13 protein-coding genes are annotated in these 13660 nt (G+C 32.6%); 11 read left to right on the top strand and 2 right to left on the bottom strand.

The genetic code is table 11. The features are described from left to right. The first annotated feature begins 111 nt into the window (after window positions 1-111). From IGJ76_RS08805 to IGJ76_RS08770, 8 genes are all read left to right on the top strand, one after another. A complete protein-coding gene (locus tag IGJ76_RS08805; protein WP_067480678.1) occupies window positions 112-1500 on the top strand; it encodes a sugar transferase in 1389 nt (462 codons plus the stop codon). Window positions 1501-1591: 91 nt separating this feature from the next. Next, complete coding sequence (locus IGJ76_RS08800) at window positions 1592-2395, top strand: glycosyltransferase (RefSeq protein WP_083571949.1); 804 nt, start codon at window positions 1592-1594, stop codon at window positions 2393-2395. 70 nt (window positions 2396-2465) lie between these two features. Next, window positions 2466-3320 (top strand): LicD family protein, encoded by an 855-nt coding sequence (locus tag IGJ76_RS08795; protein WP_082294049.1) that lies wholly within the window; start codon window positions 2466-2468, stop codon window positions 3318-3320. Continuing rightward, window positions 3317-4018: an IspD/TarI family cytidylyltransferase gene (locus tag IGJ76_RS08790; protein WP_067480686.1), complete on the top strand. Its 702-nt coding sequence runs from the start codon at window positions 3317-3319 to the stop codon at window positions 4016-4018. Before IGJ76_RS08795 ends, IGJ76_RS08790 begins: the two co-directional genes overlap by 4 nt. Before the next feature lie 11 nt (window positions 4019-4029). Then, window positions 4030-5085 (top strand): NAD-dependent epimerase/dehydratase family protein, encoded by a 1056-nt coding sequence (locus IGJ76_RS08785; RefSeq protein ID WP_067480689.1) that lies wholly within the window; start codon window positions 4030-4032, stop codon window positions 5083-5085. Next, entirely contained in the window at window positions 5086-6081 is a 996-nt protein-coding gene (locus tag IGJ76_RS08780; protein WP_086270796.1) for a glycosyltransferase family 2 protein, read from the top strand. Window positions 6082-6089: 8 nt separating this feature from the next. Then, the gene (locus tag IGJ76_RS08775) at window positions 6090-7238 is read left to right on the top strand and encodes a CDP-glycerol glycerophosphotransferase family protein (protein WP_067480695.1); all 1149 of its coding nucleotides are present in this window, start codon (window positions 6090-6092) and stop codon (window positions 7236-7238) included. Beyond that, complete coding sequence (locus IGJ76_RS08770) at window positions 7235-8659, top strand: flippase (protein WP_430596564.1); 1425 nt, start codon at window positions 7235-7237, stop codon at window positions 8657-8659. The genes IGJ76_RS08775 and IGJ76_RS08770 overlap by 4 nt, the downstream gene beginning before the upstream one ends. A gap of 49 nt (window positions 8660-8708) precedes the next feature. Here the strand turns inward: IGJ76_RS08770 and tagD are convergent, their stop codons facing one another. Continuing rightward, on the bottom strand, window positions 8709-9113 hold the full coding sequence (tagD, locus tag IGJ76_RS08765) for a glycerol-3-phosphate cytidylyltransferase (RefSeq protein WP_067480702.1): 405 nt from the start codon (window positions 9111-9113) through the stop codon (window positions 8709-8711). 320 nt (window positions 9114-9433) lie between these two features. Here tagD and IGJ76_RS08760 point away from each other — a divergent pair, with 320 nt between their 5' ends. The 3 genes from IGJ76_RS08760 (at window position 9434) to IGJ76_RS08750 (ending at window position 12302) form a co-directional block, all read left to right on the top strand. After that, a complete protein-coding gene (locus IGJ76_RS08760) occupies window positions 9434-10027 on the top strand; it encodes a YveK family protein (protein WP_067480705.1) in 594 nt (197 codons plus the stop codon). A 9-nt stretch (window positions 10028-10036) separates the two neighbouring features. Beyond that, window positions 10037-11251, top strand: a complete 1215-nt coding sequence (locus IGJ76_RS08755; protein ID WP_067480708.1) for a hypothetical protein — start codon at window positions 10037-10039, stop codon at window positions 11249-11251. 100 nt (window positions 11252-11351) lie between these two features. Beyond that, complete coding sequence (locus tag IGJ76_RS08750; RefSeq protein ID WP_067480712.1) at window positions 11352-12302, top strand: NAD-dependent epimerase/dehydratase family protein; 951 nt, start codon at window positions 11352-11354, stop codon at window positions 12300-12302. Window positions 12303-12372: 70 nt separating this feature from the next. Here the strand turns inward: IGJ76_RS08750 and IGJ76_RS08745 are convergent, their stop codons facing one another. Further along, window positions 12373-13530, bottom strand: a complete 1158-nt coding sequence (locus tag IGJ76_RS08745; protein ID WP_430596563.1) for a serine hydrolase domain-containing protein — start codon at window positions 13528-13530, stop codon at window positions 12373-12375. Window positions 13531-13660: the final 130 nt, after the last annotated feature.

Raw genomic sequence — 13660 nt, 5'->3', positions numbered from 1 at the left:
TTTATTGCATATAATAGTTTAATTTCCTTTACATTTTGGTTACTCGCTAGGCTTTTAAGGCTTGCTATGGTAAGATGATAAAGGCATTATTCTGAGGTTAGGAGTGTATATATGAATAAAAATGGGGAGTGGAGCGCCGCTCGCAGAATATTTATTATTTTAATGGATGTGATTGTTTATAACGTTGCAGTCTATATAAGCTTTTTACTGAAGTTTCAAGGAGAAATACCAGTGCGTAACTTTGAAACTTTTGAGAATTCCGCAGTTTTTATTTCGATTATATTTATTGTTCTTAATATTTTGTTAGGGGCTTACGTCTTTTATAATCGAATGATCAGCGACATTATTTTTGTAACTGTTATTGGTCAAGTATTGATGACCTTTGGGATTATGATTGTAACTTTTGCTGGGCGTTGGTTTGCATTTCCGCGGTTAGTTATCTTACTTTCTTTTGTGATCGGAACGATTTTGGTCAGTACTTATCGCATTTTGGTGTATAAACTTTACTTGAAAATCAGCAGTGACAAAAAAGTGATTATTGTTGGTTTAGAAAAAGATGTTGCACCAGCAATTCAAAATTTCCAATCAAAGAAAAATAATAAACATAAAGTAGAAGCAGTTATCGTTGATCATTTTTATGAGCATACGAAACAACTGATTGATGGAATCGATATTGTGTACTTGGCTTCGGAAATTGAAGAACAAGAAAAAATTAAAATCTACCAGTTGGTTACCAAGAAAGAAAAAAAATTATTTTTAAATACAACATTTGAAAACTTGATCATGATCAATCCAAATATCATGAATTTTGAAGATGAAAGCATTATTGAATCATCTGGTTTTAGAATACCTCCAGAAGATGAGCTTTTCAAACGATTATTTGATATTCTTGTTTCACTTGTTTTGTTGATCTTGGCTTCACCATTTATGTTATTAACAGCGATTTTAGTAAAAGTAACATCACCAGGTCCTGTTATCTATAAGCAAGTGCGTATCACAAAAAATCAAAAAGAATTTTCGATTTATAAATTCCGTTCAATGAGCGCAACAGCTGAATCAAAATCAGGCCCAGTCCTTGCTAAAAGCAATGACGCACGCGTAACGCCTGTTGGTAAATTTATTCGTGCCGTACGATTTGATGAATTACCACAAATCTTTAATGTCTTAAAAGGCGATATGTCAATCGTGGGTCCACGTCCAGAACGACCATTCTTTGTTGATCAATTTAATGAAGAAAATCCTTATTACTATTTACGTCATAATGTCCGTGCGGGTATTACTGGCTATGCGCAAGTCTATGGGAAATATGTCTCAGACTACAATAGTAAGTTGCGTTTTGATTTGTTATATATCAAAAAATATTCGTTGTTATTGGATTTGAAAATCTTATTGCAAACAATTAAAATTTTATTCGATAAAATGTCTTCACAAGGTGTGGATGAAGAAGCTGCTTGTTCTTTAGCAGAACTGCATTTCCCAGAAGATAAGATTTATGGATAAATAGAGATAATTTAAATCAATGCTGTAGCCTAAGCTTAGTAAGCTACACAAAAGATAAGTGGGGAAGAAATTGGAAAAAAATAAAATTAGTATGCTTCTTTCTTTATATGATAAAGAAAAACCAGAATATCTGAATGAAGCATTAACAAGTATTTTTAAACAGACAGTTATGCCAGATGAGATTGTTTTGGTATATGATGGACCAATTAATTCTGATTTAGAAGCAGTTGTACAGAAATTTCAGCAAGTAGCCCCTGATATATTCACACTTGTGAAATTTGAGAAAAATCAAGGATTAGGTGTTGCTCTAGCTAAAGGTTTAGAGCACACTAAATATCAGATAGTTGCTCGAATGGATACAGATGACATTATGGCTCCAGAACGATTGCAAAAGCAATTAGCTATTTTTGAAAGCAATCCTGATATTGCAATCGTTGGGAGTAATATCGAAGAGTTTGTTGACTCGACAGATCAAATTATTGGTCGTCGCCTAGTGCCAGAAACAAATCAGGAAATTTGTGCATTTTCTAAAAAAAGAAACCCGTTTAATCACATGACGGTGATGTTCGATAAGAAAGCGATATTAGCTGTTGGAAATTATCGTCCTTTAAAAGGTTTTGAAGACTATTATTTATGGGTAAGGTTATTGAAGGCTGGTTATCAAGGCTACAACATTCAAGAACCGTTAGTTCACGCTCGTGCAGGTGCTGACATGTATGCTCGACGTGGTGGTATAAATTATTTGTTGCCAGGAATCAAGGGGCGCTACCATATTTGGCGTGATGGACTGGGTTCTGTGACGGATTTTCTATTTGTTACTGGTGGACATGTAGTAATTAGTTTGTTGCCCAATAAACTGCGTGGTAAATTCTACGAAAAGCAGTTAAGAAATTAAGAATTAGGAATATGTAATCTTATTTTTAGATAAAACAGGAGGTTTTTTTTTGTATAGCACAGATGCTAAAATGCAAAAGGTCCAAAAAGTTACCTTGACTATGGCACAGAAAATTGTCGATTTTTGTGAAGAAAATCAATTATTATGCTATTTTTGCGGTGGTGGAGCAATCGGAGCAATCAGAGAAGGTGGCTTTATTCCATGGGATGATGATTTAGACTTTTTTATGCCAAGAAATGATTATGAACGTTTTTACGATTTATGGTCTCAAGCTCAAATCAATCAAACTCTTCCTGTACAGAAAGCTTCAGCAACTTACAATGATCATAATTCATTTATGACGATAAGAGACGAAGAAACAACGTTCATAAAAACATATCAAAAAGATTTAAATATTGTTCATGGTATTACGATTGATATCTTTCCATTGGATGTTGCACCAGATTCTAAAGTTAGCCGAAAAATTCAAAAGCTATGGGCTCTTGTATATGCCCTTTTTTGTTCACAAGTAGTTCCAGAAAATCATGGTGGTATATTAGCTTTTGGTAGTAATTTGTTACTGAATACTTTTAAATCTGATAATATTCGCTATAAAATTTGGTCATTTGCAGAAAAACAAATGACTAAGTATAATCAAAAGCCGACAGAAAATGTGACTGAACTATGCGTTGGACCAAAGTATATGGGAAATATTTACTCTGCTAAGGATTTTTCTGAGGCTGTTTGGGTTCCTTTTGAAGAGACCAAAATGCCAATTCCTGTGGGATATGACAATTATTTACGTGCTGCGTTTGGTGATTACATGCAACGTCCATCTTTAGAAAATCAAAAAACAATACATGATTCAATTTACATTGATCCAGATCATTCATACAAAAATTACCAAGGAAAATATTATTTAACTAAAGGAGCAAGCAACAGATGATTACAGCTATTATTATTGCCGGTGGTGTTGGTAAACGGATGGGGCAAGATATCCCAAAACAGTTTATTAGTATCGATGGAAAACCAATCATTATTTACACACTTGAATCATTTCAGAAACATCCGCAAATTGATCGCATTTTAGTGGTTTGTAAATCCGGATGGGAAGAAACGATGTGGGCTTACATTAAAGAATTTAATATAAGTAAAGTTCAGTGGGTAATAACAGGTGGTTCAAAAGGACAAGAATCAATCAATAATGGCGTCCAATTTTTGAAAGACCATTCTGATGAAGATGATACGATCATTATTCATGATGGTATTCGTCCATTGGTTGATGAACTTGTTTTATCTGATGTTATTGTGAAATGTAAGGAATATGGAAATGGCGTGACTTCATTACCTTATAATGAACAAATTTTTATTAAAAAAACGGAGGATACGACGGTTGAATACGTGGACCGTAATACTTTGCGAAGAGTATCAACTCCACAAGCCTATCAATATGGTAAACTGCTTGCAGCTTATAATCGCGCGGTAGCAGAAAACATTGGGATGACTGATTCTTCATACACAAATACAATGATGGTGGATCTGGGTGAGACGTTATATTTTGCAGCTGGTTCTGATAAAAATATCAAGTTGACTACAACGGATGACTTGGAATTGTTTAAAGCTTATTTAAAAATGAAAGATTAGGTGAGATAAAGATGACATTAGTTGAACAGCCCATGTATCAAGCTGATTTGGCGAAAGTAGTTGAGAGTCTACCTGAACTGGAAAAACTTGATGGTAAATCAATTTTAATGATTGGTGCTTCTGGAATGATTGGCTCATTTTTAATTGATACTTTGATGCTAGCAAACCAGCAATTGGGATTAAAAATCAAAGTATTTGCTATGGGGAGAAATAGGGAAAAACTTGAAACGCGTTTTTTAACATATCGAAACTTGTCAACTTTTGAGATTGTTGAAGGCGACGTGACAGAACCTTTACCGGAAGAGCTTTTGGTTGATTATATGATTCATGGAGCAAGCAACACACATCCTAAAGCCTATGCGACTGATCCAATTGGAACTATCATGACCAATTTAGCTGGGACAGATCAAGTGTTAAAACATGCAGCGGCAACCAATGTCCAACGAACATTATTTTTATCAACAGTTGAAATTTATGGTGAAAATCGTGGAGACGTTGAAAAATTTAACGAAGAATATTGTGGTTATATTGACTGTAATACGTTACGTGCTGGTTATCCAGAAGGCAAAAGAGTGAGCGAATCACTTTGTCAAGCATACATTGCGAAAAATGGGTTAGATATTGTTATTCCACGTCTATGCCGAACATTTGGGCCAACGATGTTAACTTCTGATACCAAAGCTTCTTCTCAATTTATTCTAAATGCTGTCAATCACGAAGATATCGTGTTAAAAAGTGAAGGTAACCAATACTTTTCTTATGTTTATGTTGCAGATGCAGTTTCTGCAATTTTGTATTTACTATTACATGGTGAAAGTGGTCAAGCTTACAATGTTTCAAACGAGCAATTTGATTTGCATTTGAAAGATTTGGCAAAAAAATTAGCAAACATCAGTGGTAAAAAAGTTATTTTTGAATTACCAGATGAAATTGAAAGTAAAGGATTTTCTAAAGCAAATACAGCTGTTTTGGACAATACAAAATTGACAGCAACGGGCTGGATGCCTTTATTTGATTTAGAGGAATCGTTAGAACATACAGTGAAAATTATTCAGGAAGTGAAGTAGATGCATAAAATAAGCGTGATTGTCCCAGTATACAATGTAGAAGATTATCTAGAAAGTTGCTTAGATTCAATCTCCAACCAAACGTACTCTAATCTTGAAATTATTGTTGTAGATGATGGGTCACCAGATAACAGTGGACAAATTGCTGACGAATACAAGAAAAAAGATAATAGGGTATCTGTTATTCATCAGCAAAACGGTGGATTGAGTGCAGCTAGAAATTCTGGCTTAGAACAAGCGACAGGAGATTTTGTCTGCTTTATTGATAGTGACGATTGGATTGAACCAGATTATTTAGAACTTCTATATGCCGGTGTTCAAACTTTTAATGCAGAAATATCAGTAATAAAACTGAAAAAGATAAATGATTTAAAAGAACTTAAAGAGTTAACGCCAACCAAGGAAGATTGGTTGGTACTGGATAAACATGAGGCGATGAAATCATTATTCACTAGTAATAATATCGGTTACTCTGCCAATAATAAATTGTTCAATATGAATTTATTTTCTGATTTAAGATTCCCTGTTGGAAAGTTAATGGAAGATAAAGCAACAACATATCTTTTAATTGATAAGTCAAATCGGATTGCTTTAAATTCATCTGAAAAATATCATTATTTCCAAAGTCCAAAAAGTATATTACGAGGTAGTTTTAATCCTAGAAAATTTGATACTTTTGATATACATGAAGAGATTATTATGTTTATTGACAAGTTCTATCCAGAAGTGTCATTAAATGTTCGCTCAAGATACGTCTATACAGCGGTAAGAATGATGATGTCTATGATTGAGAACAACTATTCAAATCAAAAAGATTATGACCGATCAATGGAGATTTTATCTCGCTTTGAGCAAGAAGCTCAAGCAGATCCAGACTTTTCACCAAAATTGAAAAAGTTAATGAAATTTTTATTGAAACATCCTAATCTCCCATATCATTTATCCAAAAGTAAAGTGACAGCTAGTGTCTTGAATAGAATAGAATCTATGAGGTAATTGTAAATATGAATAAAATAAAAAAATTATTTTCTAGATATGTTTTTCCAGTAATTTTTAAAATGTTTCCTTTAAAAGAAAATAGGATTGTTTTTTCTAGTTTCGGTGGTCGAAACTATTCTGGAAATCCACGTGTGATTTCTGAAACAATAGGTAATCAAAATTTGAATTACAAATGTATATGGCTCTTGAAAAAGGGAGTTCAGGTAAATGATTTGCCAAATGATGTAAAGAGAGTAGATACAGATTCTTTACTAAGTACTTATTATTTGTATACATCTAAATTCTGGATTGATGATAGTCGAAAAACGATTGTATATGGAAAACGTAAAAAACAGATTTATTTTCAAACGTGGCATGGGACACCATTGAAAAAAATTGAATTTGATGCAGAAGATAAATTATCAAGTCATTATTTGAAATATGCTAAAAAAGATAGTGAATCAATCACATATCTTTTATCGGGTAATCGCTATAGTTCAGAAAAATATTTATCTGCTTTTCGTGTTTCAAAGAATCAGCTATTAGAAATTGGTACGCCAAGAAATGATAAGCTTGTTTCAAAAGCAAATGTACAACAATCTGATTATTTAAATAAGAATGAAATTACAATATTGTTTGCTCCAACGTTCAGAAATAATATGGAAAATAATGGAATTCCCCAATTAGAAAAACTTGAAATCAACGTGCTGAAAGAATTTTTTGCGCTTCGAGGTCAAAAACTTAATTTTATGACAAAGTTTCACCCCAACGTAAATCAACGTTTAGCTAATGACAAAAAAAGTAGAGAGTATATGAAAAGACATGAAGTGGAACTTGTGGATGATGGTATTCCGCTAGAAAATTTATTTGAAAATGTAGATGTCCTAATCACTGATTACTCCTCTATTTTTTTTGATTATGCTTTATTAAAAAAACCGCTTATTTTATTTAACTATGATGAAGATTCTTACAGCAAGGAACGTGGGTTTTATATTGAGTTAGGTTCATTGCCTGTACCTGTTGCTCAAGATGGAAAGATGTTGATTCAAATTTTTGAAGAACAAGCACAAGATTTGTTGAATAGTTCTGAACGTTTACTGAACTATGTGGGGAATTTTGAGGACGGAACTAGTACAGAAAAAGTAATCGAATTGATGAAGAAGGCAAGTAAATGAAAAAAACACTAAAAGATATTATTTATAATGCAATTTATCAGGTTTTCTTAATTGTTTTGCCGTTAATCACAATTCCAATTCTTAGCCGTAGAATTGGAGCTGACGGGCTAGGCATTTATGGTTATGTATTTTCAATAGCGCAATTTTTAATGACTGTCATTGCTGTAGGAATGAATCCTTTTCGTATTCGTAATATTGCAAAAGCGCGAGATGACAAAAAAGAACTCTCGATGCAGTTTTGGAATATTTATTTCATGCAACTTTTAATTGGACTGGGTGCCTCAATTGTTTACATCATGTATATTTATCTATTTGATATCCAATACAAAAATTTGTACTTCATTCAGTTGATATTTATTTTGGGGTTAACACTGGATATCTCATGGTTTTTCCAAGGGATTGAGGAATTTGCAAAAGTTGTAATAAGGAATACGTTAATCAAAATTTCTTCAGTTTTTTTAATTGTCTTATTTGTAACTACCAAAGATGATTTGTGGATTTATGTTTTTATTACATCTATCACTAACTTTTTAGGAAGTCTGGTTTTTTGGCTAAATATCAAAGGTAAGGTATACAGACCTAAATTTAATTCAGCTCTTTTTAGAAAATTGTGGAAACCCGCTTTTATTATCTTAGTCCCACAATTGTTTATGCAAGTATATACGACATTAGATAAAACGGTCGTTGGTTATTTTGTTAATCCTACTGAATTATCTTATTATGATCAGTCGCAAAAGATAGCTAGAATTATCCTGGCTGTGCTTTCTTCTATTACAATTGTTATGCTTCCAAAAATCTCAAAAGCACAAGCTAATGGTGATAAGCGTAATATTCTAATTTACACAAAAAAATCTTTTGATTATACATTTATTATTGCGATGATTTTATTTAGCGTTGTTTTTGTCAATACGAAAGAATTTGTTCCATGGTTCTTTGGTGAAAAGTTTGAGCCAATGGTAATCAATATGTTACTCTCATGCTTACTCATTATCTTTAGCCCAATTGGAGGGGTATTTGCTAATCAATTTACGATTGCAATTGAGAAAGACAAAGAATTTGCTTATCCAATGATTATTGGAGCTTTGATCAGTATAGTTGGTAACATTTTATTAGTGCCTAAATATGGTGCGCTAGGGGCAACATTAGTACTCGTAATTGTAGAATTTTTGGTCTGCTTCTTCAGGATTTTCTTTATTAGAGATGAAATTCAGGTTGGTTATTTCTTTGATAAACGAATCAATTTATTCTTCGTCATGGGTATGGCTTTGTCGTTGTTGTTTTACTATTTTGTTCCTACAATATTAAACTCTAGCTTCTTAGATATGGCACTAAAATCTATCATTATTGTGCTAGTGTATCTACCAATTGCTTATTTTAATTTTCCACATCTAAAAGAAGAAATTAGTAGAATGTTCAAATAAAACAAAACTCCTTCATTATTTTTTAAATAATGAAGGAGTTTTGTTTTATTTACTTGTCTTTTGAATTAAGATCTTTTTTTATTTGTGTCGTAGAAATTTCAGGAGTTCTAGGCAAGTAGATAACTTCTGCATCTGTTAGTTGTTCTAACTCATCAAAGTGTCCTGCCCAGTCATCGCCCATCACGAAGTAATCGACTTGAAATTCTTTAATATCTTTTGCTTTTTGATCCCAGCTTTTTTCAGGGATAACTAAGTCAACGTATCGAATAGCTTCAAGAAGTTGTTTTCTTTTCTCATAGCTAAAATAACATTTTTTTTGTTTCTCGTCCCAATTAAATTCATCTGTTGAAAGAGCAACAATTAAATAGTCACCATATTCTTTAGCACGTTTTAGCAAGTTGATGTGTCCGTAGTGTAACAAGTCAAAAGTACCATAGGTAATTACTCTTTTCATTTTTCACCTCTCGAAATTCATTAATATACATTGTTAGTCTAACATTTTTTTGATAGAATTGGAAGGTACAGGTTAATTTCAAAAAATACAACTAAGAGAATATTCAAAGAATGTTTTAAAAGAAGAAAGTTATTGATGGGGGGATTGTTAGTTAAGCAATAGCGCATTAACTATGACGGTGTTAGTGTTAGAAATAGGAAAATAGTAAGCTTAATAGTTCGATGTATAATTCTGGAATCATCATGTATTTAGTATTGCGAAAGGCATAAATTTCTTTTTATATTTTGATATATAAATTTTATGGATTAGGAGAGTAAGGAATGAAATTTAAAGTAAATATTTCTTTTTATAAAAGAATGTTCAAAAAATATGGGGTTTTTGTTCTTGTAGTTACGGCTTTGTTTGGAATGCTACTTGCTGGAATCCAATATTTTGCAAACGATAGTTATACATCAGAATCAAAAATTATGGTAAGTTTGCCTCAAAATGAATCAACAACGAATGCTGATGCTATTGTGGCTAATCAAGAGATGATTGGTACTTATAGTGAAATTATAAAGAGTGATGAATTTTTGGAACCAATCGCTGATCAATTTGAAAATTTAGACTTAGAAGATTTAAAAAGCAATATAAAAGTTGAAAAAGCAGAAAATTCCTATGTTTTCAAAGTCAGCATGATTGGAAGTTCTGAATCTGAGGCTAAAAGTCTTGGTGAAAAAATTACTTCTGCTTTTGAAAAAAACATTGGACAATATATTTCTGTAGAAAAAGTAAAAATTCTTTCTTCTAACGTGTCTTCAAGTGACAGAGGTGGAGCTGTATCTATACTTCGCTCCTTATTAATTGGTGTTCTTACAGGATTTTGTTTATCAATAGGTATACTATTAGTTAGGGAATTTATTGTATTTGAATAGGAGAATTTTATGAGTATAGTATTTTGGTTCTTTTTAGTGAATCCCTTAATAGGGGTCCTACTGGTCCCAAAGTTTATTTTTGAAGAAAAGAAGAGAATTAAGGCATGGTCTTTTTTGCTAGGAACTTCATTTGGATATATGAGTTATTTTATCAACCCTTCGCCAACAATCGATTTAGCTAGATACTTCGAAAAAATAGAGATGTTAGCTAATTTTTCAATGAGTCAGTTTTTGAGCTACTACGATTTGAGTGCAAAGTTAGATTTGTCTAATTGGTTTTTCTTTTTAATTTCAAAGTTAAATGATGTCCATTTTATGCCTCTCATAGTAATAACGTTTGTATACACTATTATTTTTTATATGATTCTTGATAACAGTACAAGGAATGAGCTTAGCAATAAAATCGTCTTTTTACAGATTGCAATTGTCGTTTCATTTCTTTCCTTCCCAGGAGTTACGAGTAATATACGAAATATTTCTGCTTTCGTATTATTTATGTTTGGATTTTATCTAGAAGTCTATCACCAGAAAAAAAACACTCAAGTATGGGGAATATATGTTTTATCAGTGTTACTTCATAAAACGGCTGTAATTTTAATTGCATTCAGAATTTTAAGTTATGTTATTTCGAAATTAAAGAGTAAAAAAATATTACTATCTATCACTCTGATTTTTCTATTTTGTTCCTTAACAGTCAGCGTTATATATCATGTTGTTCATATGATACCATTTACTGTCCCATTAACATCCATAGTAGACAAAGCATATACTTATGCTACTGGTTTTGGCAGTGATAATAGTTATATGGCCTATATTCAAGGAAGCTTATTCATGAAGTTACAGAAAATCTTTTATTTATTAATCAATCTTCTATTTTTGTTTTTATTTTATAGAAATGATTATGTAAGTAAGATTTTTTCTTTTGTGAAAGATGACAAAAAGCAACAATTTATGTTATTTTACTTTCTTAATTTAGTTTTAACTATAGGTACAATCCCTATAATTTTACCAGTCTATTGGCGTTTTTCGTTTGTCTCAATTATTTTTTCTTGGTGTATAGTAACAGCTAAAGCGATGAGGGGACAACTATTGATAATAGTCACCATTTTTTTAATTTTGGGTGGAATTATTTACCAATTGCTGGTTTTAGGACAATATACAGATTTTATTGAGTTTATTGTAAACTTATTTACGAATAATTACTTTTCTATTTTTTTGCGCTGAACGGATAAAATCAGTAAATATATTATCGAAAGTCTGACTTGATGCCTGAAAAAATATGCAATACTATTAATGTGATAATTAAAAAAATGGAGTGAGATTTGTGGATAACATATTAATCACTGGCGGAGCTGGATTTATTGGCTCTACGCTAGCAAATTATTTAAGTAAAGAAAATAAAATCGTTGTTGTGGATGATTTATCCATGGGAAAACAGGAGAATTTAGTTGTATCAAGTAATCTTAAATTTGTAAAAGGTGATGTGACAGATGAAAGCCTAATGGAGAAATTGTTACGTGATCATTCATTTGACTATATTTTTCATTTAGCTGCGGTTGCGAGTGTTGCAGATTCTGTTGCGCGTCCAGTTGCAACACATCGGGTGAACTTTGAAAGTGTTTTGATGTTATTAGAATTGATTCGCCAATATCAACCCAAACTAAAGCGTTTAGTTTTCAGTTCTTCTGCAGCTGTCTATGGAGATGAATTGACTTTACCAAAACAAGAAGAGTCTGTGATTCGTCCGTTGACACCTTATGCAGTGGATAAATTTGCAGCAGAGCAATATGTTTTGGATTATTATCATTTGTATGATGTGCCAACTAGCGCCGTTCGTTTCTTTAATGTGTATGGGCCAAATCAAAATCCAAATTCACCTTATAGCGGTGTTATTTCGATTTTAATGGATCGCTACAAAAAACAATTGGCAGGTGAGGCAACTGTTTTCACTTTGTTTGGTGATGGCAGTCAATCAAGAGACTTCGTTTATATCGAAGACGTGATTCAAGCGTTGATGTTAGTGGCAACGAAGGAAGAAGCATTAGGCAAACAGTTTAATGTAGGCACCGGTGACGGTACAACGTTACTTGAATTGATTCAGGCAATTGATGAAATTTTACAGGTGAAGTTGAAACTGAAATTTGAAGAGGAACGTTCAGGGGACATTCACGACTCTTTGGCAAATATTTCAAAAATCAAAACATTAGGCTATCAGCCAAAATTTGATATTTTGGCTGGTATGAAATGCTATATTGAAAGTGAGCTTGTCAAGTAAAGAATTTACTTTGAAAAAATAGCGGGGCGGTAATTTTACTTACCACCTCGCTATTTTTTTGTAGTTAAAATTATGAAGGAAGTTTTTTGCCTGTTAGAATTTCGTACAGTTGATTCCTGATAGCAACTGCCCCAGGTTTGATTTTTGTGTCAGATTGGATATTACTTTGCATAACGATTGCGTTTTTAGTATCTTTTGTCATAGCAACAACTGAGTGAAAACGATTGATGTTCCCTTGCGCTAAAATGTAATCTGCACCGCTGTAAACACCCCCGCTATAAGGATGTTTCAGTTGATTATTCTGCCAAAGTGAGAAGAGTAGTTTTTTGGGAATAAGTTGACCGGATAGTACTTTTGTAAAAAAAGCTGCCAAGTCATACGTATTCATACTGATATTTCCGGTTCCTAATTCGTTATGGATCGCAGTTTCGTTTTCATCTAACTCTTTCCAGTAGTCATCATCAGCTGACATTTGATAAGATTTTGCATGCTGAGAAGAATTTTTGACATTTTCATAAAAATCGGTGTGTTGCAATTGAAGAGGTTTGATTAACGAATCTGATAATAGCTCTTCATAGCTTTTATTAGTCAACTGCATTAGAATTCCCGCCAATAAAGTAAAGTTTAGTGGTTCATAATGATACGTCTGGTAATCAGTCCATTTTAAATGTTCTACAGTAAATTGAACAATGTCACGGTCAGTCAGTGGAACAGAAGGTTGCTCGGTCTTATGCAACCCTGATCGCATTGTCAACAAGTCGTGAATCGTGATTGATTGACTACCTGGAATTTGCGGATAGAAGGTTGCTAAAGGTGTTGTAAAGCTTATTTTTTTCTGTTCGATTTGTTTTAGAATGAGGAGTGCCGTCATCGCTTTTTGAATCGAACCAATCTGATAGTCGAGTGATAGAGAATTTGGCTGATTTGTTTCTTTGTCTGCATAGCCATAAGTTTTCTCTAAGATAATTCGATTGTTTTTTCGAACATAGATTGTGCCAATATATTTCGATTTTTTCAGCAATTGATCCATTTCCGTTGCTGCTTTTTTCTCGGAAGCTGTCAAGTTTACGACAGTTGCTGGTTCTTGATCTGCAACGGGCTTGATTGTGTCAGAAAGTAGGAGCAAATACCAACTCGTGGTTACGCATAATCCCAGAAAAAATGTTAAGATAGCAAGAAGAACCGTCTTTTTCCTTGCTTGCCTTTTTTGATGTTTTTTATTGTGCATAGGATGACCCTTTCTGATATTTGTTAAAACATCTTCATTTTAATACGGATAGTAAGAAGATTCCTACTAACAATTTTGCAATAATATATTTTATGAAAAGAATTCACTCTGAAAGGAATTTCATGTATAA

This window comes from Enterococcus sp. DIV0175 (assembly GCF_050529075.1).
Classification (GTDB): Bacteria; Bacillota; Bacilli; order Lactobacillales; family Enterococcaceae; genus Enterococcus_B; species Enterococcus_B thailandicus.
This window is presented reverse-complemented; position numbering and strand designations above follow the sequence as displayed.

Excerpts from the sequence above, each read along its gene's own strand:
- IGJ76_RS08805 (WP_067480678.1), top strand. The coding sequence starts at position 112 with ATGAATAAAAATGGGGAGTGGAGCGCCGCTCGCAGAATATTTATTATT.
- IGJ76_RS08800 (WP_083571949.1), top strand. The coding sequence starts at position 1,592 with ATGCTTCTTTCTTTATATGATAAAGAAAAACCAGAATATCTGAATGAA.
- IGJ76_RS08795 (WP_082294049.1), top strand. The coding sequence starts at position 2,466 with ATGCAAAAGGTCCAAAAAGTTACCTTGACTATGGCACAGAAAATTGTC.
- IGJ76_RS08790 (WP_067480686.1), top strand. The coding sequence starts at position 3,317 with ATGATTACAGCTATTATTATTGCCGGTGGTGTTGGTAAACGGATGGGG.
- IGJ76_RS08785 (WP_067480689.1), top strand. The coding sequence starts at position 4,030 with ATGACATTAGTTGAACAGCCCATGTATCAAGCTGATTTGGCGAAAGTA.
- IGJ76_RS08780 (WP_086270796.1), top strand. The coding sequence starts at position 5,086 with ATGCATAAAATAAGCGTGATTGTCCCAGTATACAATGTAGAAGATTAT.
- IGJ76_RS08775 (WP_067480695.1), top strand. The coding sequence starts at position 6,090 with ATGAATAAAATAAAAAAATTATTTTCTAGATATGTTTTTCCAGTAATT.
- IGJ76_RS08770 (WP_430596564.1), top strand. The coding sequence starts at position 7,235 with ATGAAAAAAACACTAAAAGATATTATTTATAATGCAATTTATCAGGTT.
- tagD (WP_067480702.1), bottom strand. The coding sequence starts at position 9,113 with ATGAAAAGAGTAATTACCTATGGTACTTTTGACTTGTTACACTACGGA.
- IGJ76_RS08760 (WP_067480705.1), top strand. The coding sequence starts at position 9,434 with ATGAAATTTAAAGTAAATATTTCTTTTTATAAAAGAATGTTCAAAAAA.
- IGJ76_RS08755 (WP_067480708.1), top strand. The coding sequence starts at position 10,037 with ATGAGTATAGTATTTTGGTTCTTTTTAGTGAATCCCTTAATAGGGGTC.
- IGJ76_RS08745 (WP_430596563.1), bottom strand. The coding sequence starts at position 13,530 with ATGCACAATAAAAAACATCAAAAAAGGCAAGCAAGGAAAAAGACGGTT.